We start from the raw sequence: 16,836 nt of genomic DNA, 5'->3' as shown, positions 1-16,836 counted from the left end.
ATTATGTTTTTAGCACCTAACTCACGAGCTATTTATTAGCTTATCCCTGAATTAAATTTAGCCTATCAACCCAATTTCCCATAATTAACGCACTGATAGTGTTGAAATAAATCTCGTTGCAAGGATTGATGGGAAAGCGCAATGCTGGTGTTGATTTGCCATTTTTATGTCATCAAATTCACCCATAAATGTCACATTCAATGCTTACCTTGACCTCATAAACTAGCTTTATAAGTAAGTTTATTTCTCGCCAATAATAAATTATACGCTGTTAAGGGATGCATTATGAGTAAAGCCACATTTGATCCGCGCCGTTTTAATCTCAGTAATAATATGCCGTTTGAACAAGTGCTGGAACAGCATGTATCTCGGCGTAAATTTATTAAAGGTGGCCTTGGGATCAGTGCTATGACAGTATTTACCAGTATGGGACTCACAGCTTGCGGTGCTAATGATAAAGTCGTGATAACGCCGCCAACAATCCCAACCTTACCACCGCAAAGTTCGGCGGTACTAGGGTTTAACTCAATTGATGGTTCTAAAACCGATGCAGTCGCTGTGCCGGTTGGATATTCAGCTTATGTATTAGCGCCTTGGGGAACGCCACTTAATTCAAAAGCATCAGCTTGGAAGGCAGACGGTACTAATAGCAGTGAAGATCAAGCCAATTCGGTCGGTATGCATCATGACGGTATGCATTTTTTCCCATTAAATGATGCGGGAGATGATGGCTTATTGTGTATTAACCATGAGTATATTGATGAGGTTGCGCTGCATCCAAACGGCCCCACCTTTGATGCTAATGGCAAGCGCAGCCTTATTGATGAAATTCGTAAGGAAATTAATGCCCATGGTGTCTCTGTGGTTCGCATTAAGCTCAATAATGGCTGGTGGGAAGTGGTGGCGAACGATGCTCATAACCGCCGTTTTACGGGGGCCAGTGTGATGGATTTTACAGGCCCCTTAGCATATACCAGCTATTTAGAAACACGCTACTCACCAGATGGTAGCCAAGGGCGTGGCACCCTTAATAATTGCGGCAATGGCAGCACGCCTTGGGGCACTTATTTAACCTGTGAAGAAAACTGGCCGGAATATTTTCTCAATAAAGGGACACTCACGCCGGATCAATCTCGTATTGGTATTGCCACAGCAACTAGTCGTTATGGGTGGGAGCACTTAGCTGGAGCTGATGATGAGCGCCTTGATGAGTTCGCCCGCTTTAACATTACGCCAGAAGCTGCTAATGCCAGTCAAGATTACCGTAACGAAGCTAATGGCCATGGTTATATTGTTGAAATCGATCCTTATAATCCCAATTCTCGCGCGGTTAAACGCACGGCGTTAGGGCGCTTTCGGCATGAAGGGTGTGTCTTTGGCCATGTCGTGGCAGGCCAAGCTATCTCGTTTTATTCCGGCCACGATGCGCGGTTTGAATATATCTATAAATTTGTATCAGATGCGGTATGGGACCCTGTAGATGCTAACACTAGTAACCGCTTAGCGACTGGGGATAAGTATATGAACGCGGGCACATTATATGTGGCTAAATATAACGACAATGGTACGGGTGAATGGTTACCACTCACCCTTGATGCCATTACCCAAGATGGCAGCAATTTAGCCAGTCATTTTGATTCACAAGCCGCGATTATTTTAAATACGGCAGGCGCGGCTGATTTAGTCGGTGCCACGCCAATGGATAGACCTGAGTGGGTAGCGGTCGACCCTGTGACTGGCAGTGTCTACTTAACCTTAACCAATAACACCAAACGCAAAGACAGCACTAATCCTGCTAACCCTCGTTTAAATAACAAATTTGGCCATATTATTCGTTGGGATGAGGGTGATAACGCCACTGAATTTAGCTGGGATATTTTTGTATTTGGAGCGCCAAGTGCGGCAGATGCGCAAACTAACTTGTCTGGGTTAGATGATTTAAATCAGTTTGCCAGCCCTGATGGTTTAGCGTTCGACGCGCGCGGTATTTTATGGGTTCAAACCGATAATGGCGCGGAAGAATTAACGTCATACACTAATGATCAAATGCTGGCGATTGTGCCATCGACCTTAGTGGATGCTAATGGAAAACAGCAAGTCGTTAGTTCCAGCACGCAGGTGCAGCTTAAGCGTTTCTTTGTCGGCCCTAATGAGAGTGAAGTGACAGGTTTTGCTATGACGCCAGATTACAAAAGCTTATTTATCAATATTCAGCACCCTGCTAATTGGCCATATGCTGCTAAAGCGAGTGAAGCCACACCCGCTGGGATTACCATTCGGCCGCGTTCGGCGACTGTTATGATACGTAAAGATGATGGCGCTGAAATCGGTGTGTAAATTAAACCTTGTAACTAAAAGCCCTTGATAGGGCTTTTTTGCTTTAAGAAAGGTCTGCACCCAATTGAGTCTGATCTATTCCGTATTGATTGCTCATTGATTGATGGTGCTGGTGGCGCGGGTGGATTAGCTTGCGGGCGTGGTTCTATAGCTATGGTACTTATTGTTTGAGTCGCGGTACTATTATCAAGAAGCTAACTGTTCTCAGATGTCCGGTAATGATTAGAAGTGCAGTAGCTATTGATTGCAAACGGTTAATTGCAAACTGTTGATTGAAGAGCGCTAATTTTACATCCGCGTTAACGCTTAAGTGTGAAAGCCATCGATGTCGATGGCTTGGCTATATATCACTGGCTTATATATCACAGGCTTTGTGTCACAGGTGTTATGTCCAAGCTTTAAGTCACAGGTTAAGTCACAGAATGGATGTCACTGAGCTTAATGAGTGACTCTTATGGAACTTTAGCTGTGACTAAGAACGTGTGGCTAAGGACATGTGACTAAGGGCGTTCGCCTGCTAGCATGCGACGCTCAATATCGGCCATGACCTCAGGAAGGTTTGAGATAGTATCAATCAGGTAATGAGGCCTACATTCCATCAGCTTAGCGCGCGCCTTTTCACGGGCGACATTTAGAGCGGCCTCGTCTGCTGCTTGATACTCAGCCAAGGTTAGTCCAGCTTCGTTACCTGAAAGCAGTAGGGCAACAGTCCACATGCCAGCGTTGTGGCCTTCATAAATCCCAGGCGCGGAATCATCCACTTTGACGCAGGCAGCAACATTGGTCACGCTAAGTTCAATCACGTTTTTTAGTGCCATAAATGGCGCAGGACGGCCACCTTGCGGTAAGTCATCGGTGGCGACAATACAATCAGGCTTGTAGCCATAGTCGGCAGCCACAGGAATGAGGACATCCATGACTTGCCGTGGATAACCAGAGCAAGAGCCAATTTTAATACCTTGTGCTTTCAGTCCGTTAACCACTTCAATGACATTAAGAATCGGTTCTGCATGGTCGGCAATTTTGGCTTTTTGTAGCGGCATAAACGCTGCGTAAATAGCATCTATGTCTGCTGTAGTCATTGAGCGGCCAAATTGGGCATTCCAGCGTTTATCAACACTTGGCATGCGGCCAACCGCTTGAATGTGATCCCATTTACCTAACCCCATAGGGCCACGGGCTTCTTCTAATGACAGCGTAAAATCAAAGCCTTGCTTAAAGGCTTCAACAAAAATACTGGTTGGGGCAAATGATCCAAAATCAACTATGGTGCCAGCCCAGTCAAAAATAACCGCTTGGATAGATGATGTAGGTAAGGTCATGTGTTTTCCTTAAAAATTTGATATCACAGATAAGTAAATGGGTGGCAAGCCTTGGCTTTTTTTGCTCCAAATCCCGCGCCGCATTAGCGTCACACTAGTGCAGAGCGGGTTAGGTGCGCTTTAGCCATACTAGGCGCTTGGCTATTTCACTTGCCAATACATGGCGTTTTTGATGGCAACGATTAAGCCTTGTAAATCGCTTGGGTGGACATCACCAATGTTACCGATACGGAAACAATCCGCGTTTGATACTTTGCCAGGATAAATCACAAATCCTTGCGCTTTCAGTCGCTCATAAAAGGCTTTGAACTGGTAGTCACTGTGGCTTGGCGAGTAAAACGACGTAATGATAGGAGAATGCAGTGACTCATCCAGCAACGGCTTAAAACCTAGGCTTCTCATACCGGCCACTAAGCTTGTTTGGTTGGTTTGATAACGTTGATGACGCGCGCTAATGCCGCCTTCTTGTTCCAACTCGATTAACGCCTGATAAAACGCGCGTACTGTGTGAGTTGGTGATGTGAAGCGCCACTTGCCATGGTTGGTTTCCATGCAATGCCACTGGGCGTAAAGATCTAGGCTCAATGAGCGGGCTTGGCCTTTACACTTTTCGATTTCGCTGCGCTTAGCAATAACAAAGCCAAAGCCAGGTACACCTTGAATACACTTGTTGGCAGAGCTGATCATAAAGTCGATGCCAAGCTCATTAATATCCATAGGAATACCGCCAAAGCTCGACATAGCATCCAAAATGACAACCTTGCCATGGCTTTTTGCAAGTGATGCTACCGCTTTTATGGGATTGAGCATGCCCGTGGTGGTTTCGCAGTGCACTATGGCAACATGGGTAATCGCTGGGTCAGTAACCAAAGCCGTTTCAATGGCTTCGAGTGACGGTTGTGCGGTTTCCCCTGGGGCAATCACAGTGCATGGAATATGCAAATAGGCCGCAATTTCGGCAATGCGGGCGCCATAGGCACCATTGTCCACCACTAACAACTTGTCATCGGCATTGATGGCACTGCCAATAGTCGCTTCGACTGAAGCTGTGCCGCTGCCTTGCATCAGCACGCTGGTGTAATCCTGTGATGAAGTCGCAAGTTTTACCAACTTGGTACGAATAACCTCAACTATGTCTTTGTTGTAATCGTCATCCCATGTACACCAATCTTTCAACATGGCTTGTCTGACAGTGGCTGATGTAGACAGTGGGCCTGGCGTCAGTAGTAGGTATTCATTTTTCATTGTAAGTATCCATCCGATTTTTGGTCTATGCCAATTTGCGTAAAATACTGTAACAGGGGCGATTCTCATCGGTAAATAGCCTCATGGCCAAATTCATAAAACTTTAATATGCGGGTTATTTGACAAACAGTTCACCAAATCAACGGGGAATAAAGGCGTTAAATTCAATAATGCGGTCATGAAAACGTCATATTCACAAACTAGGGTATAAACCAATTGGTTCATACCAGAATCGCTGATTGGAAGAATTATGATGGTTAAGGAGATCAAGACGATGAAAGTATCGATGAAAAAAGCGTCAATCGCCGCAATGTTTGCACTGATGTCAACCCAAGCGGTTAGCGCGCAGCAAGTGACAGTGTATACCGCATTTGAAACCGATTTACTGGCGAAATACAAAACGGCATTTGAAAAAGACAACCCTGACATCAAGATCCAGTGGGTTCGCGATTCAATCGGGATCATTACGGCAAAATTGTTAGCAGAAAAATCAAATCCGCGGGCAGAAGTGGTATGGGGGCTAGCGGGCTCATCCTTAGCGCTGCTTAAAAATGAGGGCATCATTAAACCTTACACTCCAGTCGGGGTGGAACAGTTACGTGGTCAATTGGTTGATGCTGGGCAAGAGAAGGCTTGGTATGGCAACATTGGGGTGTTTAACGCGATTTGTTACAACGAAATTGTCGGCAAAAAACTTAACATTCCCAAACCAACGACCTGGGATGATTTGACCAAAGATGTTTATAAAGGCCATATTTCCATGCCAAATCCAGCATCGTCCGGCACTGGCTACATGCAAGTCGCCGCTTGGTTAAGTCATTTTGGTGAAGCTGAGGGCTGGTCCTATATGGATAAGCTCAACACTAATATTGCCCAGTATACCCATTCAGGCTCTAAACCTTGTGTGCAAGCGGCCATGGGGGAAGTGGTGATTGGTATATCTCTGGCGGTACGTGCGGCTAAGTTAAAGAGCCAAGGCGCGCCAATGGACGTGATTGTTCCAAACGGCATTGGCTGGGATGTTGATGGCGTAGGTTTGGTTAAGGCTAATGCCGCGAGTCAACGTGTGGTTGACTGGGCAATATCAAAAGCTGCCAATGAATTGTATGTAGAAACTTATCCAATAGTGGCTCATCAGGACGTTAGCGCCACTGTCAGCCATTACCCCGATGTTGAAAATGCCATGGCAACGTTAGATTTGACTCAGATGGGTAACGACAGAACCCGAGTGCTGGCAACCTGGTCGTCAAAATACGATGCTAAGTCACAAGCTAAGTCACAAGCTAAGTAATAATTGTCAGTTTATGGGGGTATGGATAGATAGAGGGAGCCTAGGCTCTCTCTTTTGGTTTCATGGCCCTGTTTATTAGCCTGATCCGTTACCAGTCTAGTAGCCCGTATAGTTGCCTAATGGGCTGTCATTAAACTGCTACTTAGTTGTCATCTTACTGAAACAATACTCCTTTAGATTTTGGTCTACACCACTTAGGAGTCTGTATATGACTAATCATCAAGCCTACCTTCATATTGATAACGTGGCGAAGCAATTTGGCGCGTTCACGGCATTAACACAAATTTCATTAAGCATCGAAAAAGGTGAGTTTGTCTGTTTCCTTGGCCCGTCAGGTTGCGGTAAAACCACACTGCTGCGTGCCATTGCCGGTCTTGACCTGCCAAGTTCTGGCACCATTTACCAAGCCAATCAAGAAATCACCTTTTTGCCGCCAGAAAAACGTGACTTTGGCATAGTCTTTCAGTCTTATGCCTTATTCCCAAATCTGAGCGTGAAAGAAAACATTGCACTCGGGCTCATTAATCAAGGCATGGCAAAAAAGCTGGCGTATCAAAAAGTAGCACAGTGGCTAGAGACCATAGGGCTACCCACTTCAGCAGAAAAATTTCCTAATCAACTCTCAGGCGGCCAACAGCAACGAGTGGCACTCGCGCGCGCTTTAGCCCTGTCTCCTGGCTTGTTGTTATTGGATGAACCTTTATCGGCACTTGACGCTAAAGTGCGGGTGCATCTTCGAGAAGAAATTTGTCGTCTGCAACGTCAGCTTGGCATCACCACTATTATGGTGACTCACGATCAGGATGAGGCGCTGTCGATGGCCGATCGCATAGTAGTGATGAATCATGGTGTGATAGAGCAAGTAGGTACGCCGCTTGAAATTTATCAACAACCTGCAACCCGTTTTGTGGCGGAATTTGTCGGTACCATGAACTTTATTCCTATGTCTGTGGTAAGTGATACTCAAGTGCGTATCGCGCAGTCCTTGATTGCCAAACCGACTTTTGAAAACCTACCCCTTACTGACGGCGATAGATGTGATATTGCGGTGCGTCCAGAGCAAATTCGCTTTACGTCAGCATCGCTCAACACAATCCCGGTGAAGATAGTCGCCACTGAATTTCTCGGCGCTTTTTACCGCGTTGATTGTCACTTGCTAGAAGGTAATCATTCGCAGCTCATCATGGTGGATGTGTCTGTTGAGCAAGCCATGGAGCTAGGACTTAAGCGCGGTGAGACTCGTTATATTCAACTAGCTGAACAAGGCTTGCGTGGCTATATGGCGCCAAGTAAGACACTCTGTCAGGGACTCAGTAAGTCAATTAGTAAGACACTTTTGCCAAATGTGGCATAAAGGGCTAATCACATGGAAGCTAAAACAATGACTATGAACACACTAGCCTCCCCAAACCGGCCAATGTCACTATTCAACCGTGTCAGTAAAGATAATGTGGTGTTGTTTCCAATTTTGCTCGGAGTCACTTGTCTACTGGTGCTGTTTTTATTGCTGCCACTGTGGAGCATGCTACAAAAAGCCCTTCAAAACTCAGACGGTGACTTTGTCGGTTTAAGCAACTTTGTGCATTACCTAGCGTCCCCCAATGTGTGGACCTCCATCTCCAATACCCTGACCTTGGGGGTGACAGTAACAACTATTGTCACTTTAGCGGCTTTTGGTTATGCGTTCGCGCTTACCCGTTCTTGCATGCCGTTTAAAGGGGTGTTTAAAGCGTTGGGAACGGCACCTATCTTAGCGCCATCCTTATTACCTGCGATAAGTCTTATCTTTCTATTTGGTAACCAAGGTGTGGCTAAATCATGGATAGGCGATGGAAGTGTATATGGTTTGACGGGTATCAGTCTTGGCCTGATCTTTTGGACATTTCCCCATGCCTTGATGATATTAAGCACAGCGATGCGAACCTCTGATGCACGGCTATATGAGGCGGCGCAGGCGTTAAAAACGTCACCACTTAAAACCTTCTTTATTGTGACTTTGCCAAGTGCAAAGTTCGGATTAATCAGTACGTTAATCGTAGTATTTACCTTAGTTATCACAGATTTTGGTGTCGCCAAAGTGATTGGTGGTAACGACAATGTGTTGGCAACGGATATTTTTAAACAAGTGGTAGGTCAGCAAAACTTTGCCATGGGTGCTGTGACCTCGATGATTTTACTGTTTCCAGCCATCTTGGCTTTCGTGGCCGATCGCTACGTGAAGAACAAACAAAAGAGCTTAATGGATACGCGCTCTGTTATTTACCAGCCAAGCCCAAGTAAAGTGCGTGATTATGTGTGTTTTGTGTATTGCTCTTTGGTATCGCTGATGGTGCTGGTGGTCTTGGGCATGGCAGTTTATGGCTCCTTGGTGACTTTCTGGCCATGGGATAAAGCGCTGACACTGAACAACTACAACTTTAGCGAAATAAGCACTTATGGCTGGAGCCCATTTTTTAATTCTCTTGAAATGGCGTTCTGGACCGCTATTTTTGGCACAACACTTATTTTCATCGCAGCTTACGCCATAGAAAAGGGTAGAGCCTTTGCCCTTGTTCGCAGCGGCTTACAAATGATGAGCATCATACCTATGGCCGTACCTGGCATGGTCTTGGGGCTTGGCTATATTTTCTATTTTAATGATGCCAGCAATGCCTTAAGTCCCCTCTATGGCACCATGGCGTTGCTTGTGATTAGCACTGTGGTTCACTATTACACTGTTGGCCATATGACTTCGCTGGCTGCACTCAAACAATTACCTGCAGAAATTGAAGCTACGGCAGCGTCGATAAAAATGCCGCAGTGGCAGCTGTTTTATAAAGTGACTCTGCCTGTGTGTATGCCGGCGCTGTTTGACATAGCTATGTACTTGTTTGTTAATGCACTTACTACGACTTCTGCGGTAGTATTCTTGTATTCCACTGAGACTATTCCGGCATCGGTTTCTGTTCTTAATATGGATGATGCCGGCCAAACTGGCGCTGCCGCGGCAATGGCCGTGATGATTATGCTTTCTGCGGTGAGCGCCAAGCTAATTCAATGGCCGGTGGCGACATGGTTAGCAAACCATACGCAAGCATGGCGAAATAAATAAGGATACTTAGTGCAATATCTCAAAATCAAAGATGCAATCCTTGAGCAAATGGATGCCGGCAAACTGACATCGCAGCAGAAATTGCCGGCAGAAAGAAAACTTGCGGAAACATTTGATACCACGCGCGTTACTTTGCGCGAAGCTTTGTCCCTGTTAGAGGCCGAAGGGCGAATTTATCGCGAGGATCGGCGGGGCTGGTTTATTTCACCGGCGCCGCTTAGGTATGATCCAACGCAAACGCTAAATTTTACCAATATGGCGTTAACGCAAGGTCGTCAGCCGAAAACCGAATTAGTCAGTGCTAAGTTAGTGTTGGCTAACAAGCAGGCGGCTAGCTTGTTAGAACTGCAATCGTTTTCTGATGTTTATCAAGTCAATCGAATTAGGTATCTCGATGACCGGCCTGTGGTGTATGTCACTCACTATATTCGAGCTGATATGTTTCCTAAACTGTTAAGCCATGATCTTGCGCACTCGTTAACCGACATTTATCGCGATCACTATGACTGCATGTATCAATCGGTTCGTTACCGTATTTTTACCAGTTCATTAATGGGAAGTCTTGCCCAAGCGCTGCGCGCCACCTCAGGTACGCCCGCTATGGTAGTTGAGCGTGTTAATTACAACCACGCGGGCCAGTTAATTGATTGCGACATTGAATATTGGCGCCATGACGCCATCAACATAGAGTCAGTAGCTAATCTAAGCCGATAACCCGCTTAGATTTAACAAGACTAGAGTTAACGTAGTGGTCAACTTTTTTTTGATCTGATCCGCTAACTCTGGACACTTAACTAAGCACTATTTTCAATTCAAAATTCTCAGGGCTTAAATAGCCAAGTGAACTATGCCTTCTGGTTTTGTTGTAATCAACTTCTATGTACTCAAACACTGTGTGCTTCATGGTTTCCCGGTCCATGATCGGCTCGTACTGAATGGCCTCAACTTTCAGTGAATGGAAGAAGCTCTCTGCACAGGCGTTGTCCCTGCAGCAGGCTTTGCGGCTCATGCTTTGGATAAGCTGATTTTTTTCAATCAGATCTCGATACGCATGTGAACAATATTGGCTGCCTCGGTCACTATGAATAATCACTTTTTTTGGAAAACCACGACGAAACAGTGCCATTGTCAGCGCGTCACAAGCCAGTTTAGCCGTCATGCGATTACTCATCGACCAGCCAATCACGGCGCGCGAGTACAAATCGATAATCACCGCCAGATACAACCAGCCTTCGCTTGTCATCAGATACGTGATATCACCGACCCATTTTGGGTTCGGGCCGCTGGCATCGAAGTTCTGCTCCAGCAGATTTGGCGCTACCGAAAGCTGGTGATCGCTGTCAGTGGTTGTTTTGAATTTACGGGCTGCTTTAGCCACTAAATTCTGTCTTGTCATGCTGTTCATAATGGTTTTCAAATTAGCGCGCTCGTAATCTTCCGCGAGGTCGACTTGAATACGCCGAGCGCCAGAGCGTTCCTTGCTCTGGACAAAAATAGCTTTGATTTGCTCATCACGGCTGTGCTGTTTGAGCAAGCGTGTACTCGGCTCTTTGCTTGATTTTCGCTAGGAATAATACCCACTTCGCGTCACGCCAAGCACTGTCGCCATTGGCTTTAGGCGAAACTGGTGCTGGTGTTCGAGCATAAATTCGAATCGTTCTACTTTTGATTCTTCGCGAAGTAGGTGGCCGCCTTTTTTAGGATGGCTAAATCCTCAGCTTGGTCGGCTAACAGGCGTTTTAACTTGGCAACTTCAGCAGCAAGCTCGGCTTCGCGCTGGCTAGTTGTCGATTTCTTCTCAATGGCAGAGCGCCAGTTATAACGTTGTGATTCGTAGATTTTGAGCTGCCTAGCAGCTTCAGCAACACCGACACGTTCGGCTAGTTTCAGGGCTTCAGTTTTAAATTCAGCAGTGTGGGTCTTGCGGGGTTTTTTGATTGTCATATTCACCTCGTTAAGTCATTTTACTCACTTAGCGTGGTGTCCAAAAGTATTGGATCAGATCACTTAAGACAATAAAAGGCCCCAGAAGGAGCCTTTTTAGCGGTAGGGCAAAACAATTATAATGCTAAGTCAGCACCAGCAAGTGCAGCACCGTTTAAGTCAATAGATAAGTCAGCAGCGCCGTCACCGTCTACATCACCCATTAACATACCGTCGGTATAGCGAAGTTCACCCGCTACTTGGCTGAACTCAGCGCCATCGATAAAGCTAAATGAAACGCCTGTAGCTGATAATACAATCATATCTTCACCACTAACAAAGTCAGCAATCATGTCACCTACTTCGATGTTAGAGAATACAAATGTATCTGCGCCTTCGCCACCTACATAAGTATCAGCGCCAGCAAAACCGTTTAATACGTCATCGCCGTCGTTACCTGTTAATACGTTAGCAACGTGGTTACCTTTTAAGTAATCACGCTTGCTTGAACCAATTGAATTCTCGATAATAGTACCGTATGCAATTGAAAGGTTGTCGTGTGATGTAACACCTAGGCCGCTAACATCTGTTTCAGCGGCTAAAACAGGCTCGTGAGCACCAGTTACTTGAGCATTTCTACCAGCACTATAACCATCAGCTACCATAGGTAAAGAGATACCTGTCATGTCATTAATTGCTTGTCTTTTAGCATTGATTACTGCTTCGCTTGGAACCTCGGAAGCGCCGGAGCTGAATGCTCCTGGGGTTAAATCAATGAAAACACTGGCATTGGCACCAGACATATCGATGGTGTCGTTACCGCCAGCATCATAGATTGACAACCATGGGAATAAATTTTGAGAAAAATCATAAACTTCATTGCCAGCGGTTGAATTCCAACCATAAACAGTATCATCACTACGTGTATTTGGGTTGGCGCCATATGCTTGATGCACGGCTAAAATATCATGCACTAATGGCGTTTGTGGGTTGTTATAGAACCATGCTGTTGACCAATCAACGATTCGACCCCATGGTTGAAAAGATGTATTGCCTTCACTCCAGTAAGACATAATTGAATATTGTTTGCTGTCTTGTGCGTAATCAGCTTGGGTTACGTAGTCAATGGCACCTGAACCGTTATAGTTACCTGGGTGACTTAACCCTAAAGAGTGACCGACTTCATGGATAACAGTTGTGACGCCGTAACCACCGAAGGTTAGCCAATTATTGGTCCAGTTCAAATCAGGAGATGCAACAAATACATCACCAAAAAACTTCCAACCTTTCGCATTGGTAAAACCGTATTCTGGGTAGTACGCATAGGCTTGACCAGGATCGTCACTGTTAACCAATTGAATATCCGCTCCTTGATTACCACGCTCTAAAAAGCGAGGTGCAATTAAGTCAACCCACAATTGGATGCTTTTGCGGGCACTCCCTTTTTGCAGTTCTGAAAAGCCATTCAAGCCGTCACCAGCAGTGAAACCATACTTAGGGTTGTTGTAAAGCCCTGTTAAATGCTTTCCTTTAGGGAAGTTATAGGTAATTACGCCAGCATTAGCTGAATTAACATAACCAGTCCAAATTTGGTCAATCACTTGTGGCAAACCAGCAATTGGTTTTGTTCCCCAATAATAGCCTGCATAAGGGTCTAAACTCATGTCGCTAGGTACAACCAAAGCGTCAGTGCTTTTGTTTTGTACATCAGCCAAAGCAACTGATGAAGTAAATGAAGCGCCCATGGCTATACATAAAGCAAGTGTCGTTTTATTTATTTTGTGTCCGATCATGTTTTACCTCTCTTTTTTAGTAGTTATAAGATTTTTAATTCTTGATGCTACTTTAATGTCACACCAAGAAGGCAACGTGGCGTATATAGCAATATTAATACCAGTAATATTTTTCTTTACACCTCACACAACTTTACAAAAACAATACATGCCATTAACCTTGGCTGTAAAGAGTTTTAACGGACTGTAGTATTTACCATTTAAAAACATAAACTTAGCTTGTATTTTTGAATATCTATATAAAAGCAATGGTTATTATCAATAAAATTAATAGGTTAGGCGATAAGTTTAGCCGGGGAGTTCTAATAACTAAGTCAGCCATCATTACGAAACTTTCCAAAAGCTGGCGTGGTTGCACTCAGTTTTTGCTCGGCAGAATGTGGATTATTCGTAGAAAGGTAAAATTCTTAGAATTCTTCGATGAATTGCAACTAAATGAAGGGAATAGCTGATTTTTTAGCCACGGCTATCCCGTCGTGTAATAATTAAGACACCTAATAACTAATACACCTAATATGGTAAGGCCTGAGACTTGTAGATACTTTTCATGGTAAAAATTGTAACTTAAACCATAAGAGGTCAACCATGAGTAAAGGCACTCGTTATACCAATGAATTTAAACAAGAAGCCGTCAATCAAGTGATTAAGCACGGTTATTCTGTCAACGATGTATCTGAGCGTTTAGGGATCAGTTCTAAAACCTTATATGTTTGGACCAAAACATTCTCAAAACCCCCAAAACAACGTGAAAATGAACAAGATTTACACACTCAAATAGCTCAGCTTCAGCGTGAATTAAAACGTGTGCAACAGGAGAGGGATATCCTAAAGGAGGCCGCGGTGTTCTTTGCCGTCGAGTCAAAGAACGTTAGCCGTTCATAAAATCTCGAAGTGAGACTTATCCAGTTCGTTTGCTGTGCCAAACGATGAACACGCATCCCAGTGGCAACTATGAACGGCTAAAAGCGCCCAATAGTCAGCGTGATATTAGTGATAAAAAACTAACAGATCGCATCAAACAATCTTGGTTAGAAAACGGTGGACATTACGGTTATCGTAATATCCATCTTGATTTGGTTGAGGCGAACATTAAGTGTGGCCGTGACCGCGTGTTGAGGTTAATGCAGCGTGCAAAGATCAGTGCGCAACGAGGGTATAAAAAACCCAAAGTGCACTATGGCGGAGATATTCACACCGCTGCGCCGAATCAGCTTAAGAGAGTGTTTAACGTTGCAGAGCCTAATCAGTGGTGGGTAAGCGATATTACCTATATTCACACGCACCAAGGGTTCTTGTTTTTGGCTGTCGCCATGGATTTGTATGCCAGGAACATTGTCGGTTGGTCGATGTCGAATCGAATGACAGATGATTTAGTGCTCGATGCGTTAACGATGGCTTACTGGCGGCGAAAACCAACTAACACAGTTAGGCTTCATTCTGATCAAGGCAGCCAATACACGAGTCGTCGATACAAGAAATTACTGGCGACATTAAATATTGAGCAAAGCATGAGCCGGCGTGGAAATTGTTGGGATAATGCTGTCGCAGAAAGCTTTTTCAGTAACTTAAAGAAAGAGAAAGTCAGACGTATTCAGTTCAAAACACAAGAAGAAGCTAGGTTAAATATTTTTCAATACATTGAGATGTTTTATAAGGTAGTGTTCATAATTCTGTGTCATTTCAGTAAAATATTCAAAAACAGGAATGACACATGACCCAACCTTTTAACTTCGAACAAGCCCTTAAAGATCTGCAGTCAGGTAAAAGCCTCACAGGTAAAGACAGCATTCTTGGTCCACTGATCAAGCAACTCACTGAAGCGGGTCTCCAGGCTGAGCTTGAGCAGCATTTAGCGCATGATCCTCTGCCTAATCGTAAAAATGGCAAAACCCCTAAGACCATTAAGCATCCGTCCGGTAACTTTGAGTTAGACACCCCTAGAGACCGCAATGGCACTTTTGAACCTCAGTTGATTAAGAAAAATCAAACTACGCTAACCGATGAAATCGAACGTAAAGTGTTATCGATGTTCAGTATAGGTATGAGCTATCGCGATATTAATCAACATGTTGAAGATATGTATGGGATCAATGTATCTAACGCAACAGTCAGTGCTATCACTGATAAACTCATCCCCGAACTTAAAGCGTGGCAACAGCGCCCATTAGATAGCCATTATCCTATCGTTTGGCTTGATGCGATACATTATAAAGTCAAAGAGGATGGGCGTTACGTCAGTAAAGCCGTTTACACTGTACTGGTCAACTCAAACTGGACACTTTTGTTGAGAATTTTCAAACTCTACTGGTGATAAATCATTATTAGCTGAATGAAGGCGCTCTAAGTTGTAATACCTCATATAAGCGGCCACATCCGACTTCATAAACTCATTTGTTGGTTGACTAACCTTAAAAATCCAATCGTGTTTTAAGCTACCAAAGAAACGCTCAACAACGGCATTATCCCAACACGCGCCAACATCACCCATGCTGGCTCGGATACCATAACTCGAGAGCAGCCTACCGAATTGCTTACTGGTATATTGCGAGCCTCGGTCACTGTGAAATACCAACCCTCTTGCCGGTCGGCGCAGGTTGTAAGCTTTCATTAATGCCTTAGATATCAAATCCGTGGTCATGCGTTTGTCTATGTGCCACCCCACAATCCGGCGTGAATATAAATCCATCACCACCGCCAAATACATCCAGCCTTCACCTGTCTTTAGTAGAGTAAGAGGCAGAGCGTAGTCGAACTATTTCTCTGCTTCTCCTCTCCGAACCGTACGTGCACCTTTCAGCGCATACGGCTCTCCGCTTAATTGTGGCTAACAGCCATGGCAACATCGCTATAGCGAGACGTGACAGTATTTCTAATTTCATCTCTGAGGTAGGAGTTTGCTTCTGGTGATCGCCATCTAAAGGGTAATTTAGGGCTACTCACTAATCTAAATAGTGACGCGCCACATAAATTTCCACGATTGCTTTTACCAAATAACACCCATGTCGTTGCCTGATTTGGTGTTGGACGTTTGATCCATGTCATCATTAACGATTTAATAGAACAACGATATTTTCTAGCCAACCACTTAGCGAGTTTCCAGAAAATAATACGATCAATTTTGCTGTAAACTTTCGCGGTGTAATCAGTATGTCGATAAAATTGTGCCCAACCCTTAAGTTTGCGATTGAGTTGTTCCACTTTGTCTATCTTGCTACAGCTATGATCCCCTGATAAAGCCTGACTCAATGAATGAGAAAATGCTTTGGCTTTACCGTTTGGAATACCAGTCACCACTCGCATATTTCCCTTAGGTCCACGCTTTCGAATGATCCTATGTCCGAGAAATATAAAACCGTCATTCACATGTGTAATATGAGTTTTATCCATATTTAACGTGAGTTGCAGCTTACCTTCTAGGAAGTGTCGACATTGGTCACGAATTGCCTCTGCTTGTTGTTTATTGCCTTTGACAATCACTAGAAAGTCATCAGCATAACGGCAATAAGCAACGGCAGGTTTCCATTGTCTGTTTTCCTCAACCGCAGGTTTTCGCTTGATTTTGATACTGTGGTTCCAGTACCAGCGGTCTTTACGGGCTTTCTTGCTCAAGTAACATTTATCCAAATATTGATCGAACTCATTAAGCATTATGTTTGACAATAACGGAGAAATTACACCACCTTGTGGTACGCCTTCGCTTGTTGCACAAAATAGGTTACGTTCAATGTGTCCAGCTTTAATGAAGCGCCAAAGCAAATCATTATGTAACCCTCCCTTAAAATCAGAATGTTTTAAATAGAGTTTTCCATTTACACTAAACCAAATGGAGAATCA

The 16,836-nt window shown here is 44.4% G+C and carries 10 protein-coding genes and 4 pseudogenes; 8 read left to right on the top strand and 6 right to left on the bottom strand.

Annotated features, from left to right (window positions below):
- Positions 1-285 precede the first annotated feature (285 nt).
- Positions 286-2,337 carry a PhoX family phosphatase gene (locus FJQ87_RS10755; RefSeq protein ID WP_140932627.1) on the top strand — a complete coding sequence of 684 codons (2,052 nt, stop codon included), beginning with the start codon at positions 286-288 and terminating at the stop codon, positions 2,335-2,337.
- A gap of 500 nt (positions 2,338-2,837) precedes the next feature.
- Here FJQ87_RS10755 and phnX read toward each other — a convergent pair whose 3' ends face one another.
- Positions 2,838-3,659, bottom strand: coding sequence for a phosphonoacetaldehyde hydrolase (gene phnX, locus FJQ87_RS10750; RefSeq protein ID WP_140932626.1), 822 nt, complete (start codon positions 3,657-3,659; stop codon positions 2,838-2,840).
- A gap of 141 nt (positions 3,660-3,800) precedes the next feature.
- Positions 3,801-4,904: a 2-aminoethylphosphonate--pyruvate transaminase gene (gene phnW, locus FJQ87_RS10745; protein ID WP_140932625.1), complete on the bottom strand. Its 1,104-nt coding sequence runs from the start codon at positions 4,902-4,904 to the stop codon at positions 3,801-3,803.
- A gap of 250 nt (positions 4,905-5,154) precedes the next feature.
- Between phnW and FJQ87_RS10740 the strand changes: the two genes are divergently transcribed.
- The 4 genes from FJQ87_RS10740 to phnR all read left to right on the top strand — a co-directional run bounded on the left by FJQ87_RS10740 (position 5,155) and on the right by phnR (position 10,000).
- Positions 5,155-6,195 (top strand): putative 2-aminoethylphosphonate ABC transporter substrate-binding protein, encoded by a 1,041-nt coding sequence (locus FJQ87_RS10740; protein ID WP_240778692.1) that lies wholly within the window; start codon positions 5,155-5,157, stop codon positions 6,193-6,195.
- 208 nt (positions 6,196-6,403) lie between these two features.
- A complete protein-coding gene (locus FJQ87_RS10735) occupies positions 6,404-7,549 on the top strand; it encodes a putative 2-aminoethylphosphonate ABC transporter ATP-binding protein (protein WP_140932623.1) in 1,146 nt (381 codons plus the stop codon).
- A 12-nt stretch (positions 7,550-7,561) separates the two neighbouring features.
- Complete coding sequence (locus FJQ87_RS10730; protein WP_140932622.1) at positions 7,562-9,286, top strand: putative 2-aminoethylphosphonate ABC transporter permease subunit; 1,725 nt, start codon at positions 7,562-7,564, stop codon at positions 9,284-9,286.
- Positions 9,287-9,295: 9 nt separating this feature from the next.
- Positions 9,296-10,000 (top strand): phosphonate utilization transcriptional regulator PhnR, encoded by a 705-nt coding sequence (gene phnR / locus FJQ87_RS10725; RefSeq protein WP_140932621.1) that lies wholly within the window; start codon positions 9,296-9,298, stop codon positions 9,998-10,000.
- A gap of 76 nt (positions 10,001-10,076) precedes the next feature.
- Here the strand turns inward: phnR and FJQ87_RS10720 are convergent.
- Together FJQ87_RS10720 and FJQ87_RS10715 are read right to left on the bottom strand one after the other, a co-directional pair.
- Positions 10,077-11,230, bottom strand: a pseudogene (locus tag FJQ87_RS10720) (IS3 family transposase).
- Between the two features lie 116 nt (positions 11,231-11,346).
- The gene (locus FJQ87_RS10715) at positions 11,347-13,002 is read right to left on the bottom strand and encodes a M10 family metallopeptidase C-terminal domain-containing protein (protein ID WP_140932620.1); all 1,656 of its coding nucleotides are present in this window, start codon (positions 13,000-13,002) and stop codon (positions 11,347-11,349) included.
- A 585-nt stretch (positions 13,003-13,587) separates the two neighbouring features.
- Between FJQ87_RS10715 and FJQ87_RS10710 the strand changes: the two genes are divergently transcribed.
- From FJQ87_RS10710 to FJQ87_RS10700, 3 genes and pseudogenes are all read left to right on the top strand, one after another.
- Complete coding sequence (locus FJQ87_RS10710; protein WP_140932619.1) at positions 13,588-13,884, top strand: transposase; 297 nt, start codon at positions 13,588-13,590, stop codon at positions 13,882-13,884.
- 44 nt (positions 13,885-13,928) lie between these two features.
- On the top strand, positions 13,929-14,717 hold the full coding sequence (locus FJQ87_RS10705) for an IS3 family transposase (RefSeq protein ID WP_240778690.1): 789 nt from the start codon (positions 13,929-13,931) through the stop codon (positions 14,715-14,717).
- Positions 14,714-15,262, top strand: a pseudogene (locus FJQ87_RS10700) (transposase); the annotation flags it as partial. The gene FJQ87_RS10705 and the pseudogene FJQ87_RS10700, both read left to right, overlap by 4 nt.
- Positions 15,263-15,268: 6 nt before the next feature.
- On the opposite strand, the pseudogene FJQ87_RS10695 reads toward FJQ87_RS10700, so the two are convergent.
- Positions 15,269-15,736, bottom strand: a pseudogene (locus FJQ87_RS10695) (IS3 family transposase); the annotation flags it as partial.
- 80 nt (positions 15,737-15,816) lie between these two features.
- Positions 15,817-16,830: pseudogene (locus tag FJQ87_RS10690) on the bottom strand (reverse transcriptase domain-containing protein); the annotation flags it as partial.
- Positions 16,831-16,836: the final 6 nt, after the last annotated feature.

The sequence above is a fragment of the Shewanella sp. SNU WT4 genome (assembly GCF_006494715.1).
In the GTDB taxonomy this organism is placed as follows: domain Bacteria; phylum Pseudomonadota; class Gammaproteobacteria; order Enterobacterales; family Shewanellaceae; genus Shewanella.
The sequence above is the reverse complement of the archived record's forward strand: the minus strand, read 5'-3'. Positions and strand labels throughout refer to the sequence as shown.

Bases quoted from the DNA above. Each gene is read 5' to 3' on its own strand.
- FJQ87_RS10755 (WP_140932627.1), top strand. From the start codon at position 286: ATGAGTAAAGCCACATTTGATCCGCGCCGTTTTAATCTCAGTAATAAT.
- phnX (WP_140932626.1), bottom strand. From the start codon at position 3,659: ATGACCTTACCTACATCATCTATCCAAGCGGTTATTTTTGACTGGGCT.
- phnW (WP_140932625.1), bottom strand. From the start codon at position 4,904: ATGAAAAATGAATACCTACTACTGACGCCAGGCCCACTGTCTACATCA.
- FJQ87_RS10740 (WP_240778692.1), top strand. From the start codon at position 5,155: ATGATGGTTAAGGAGATCAAGACGATGAAAGTATCGATGAAAAAAGCG.
- FJQ87_RS10735 (WP_140932623.1), top strand. From the start codon at position 6,404: ATGACTAATCATCAAGCCTACCTTCATATTGATAACGTGGCGAAGCAA.
- FJQ87_RS10730 (WP_140932622.1), top strand. From the start codon at position 7,562: ATGGAAGCTAAAACAATGACTATGAACACACTAGCCTCCCCAAACCGG.
- FJQ87_RS10715 (WP_140932620.1), bottom strand. From the start codon at position 13,002: ATGATCGGACACAAAATAAATAAAACGACACTTGCTTTATGTATAGCC.
- FJQ87_RS10710 (WP_140932619.1), top strand. From the start codon at position 13,588: ATGAGTAAAGGCACTCGTTATACCAATGAATTTAAACAAGAAGCCGTC.
- FJQ87_RS10705 (WP_240778690.1), top strand. From the start codon at position 13,929: ATGAACACGCATCCCAGTGGCAACTATGAACGGCTAAAAGCGCCCAAT.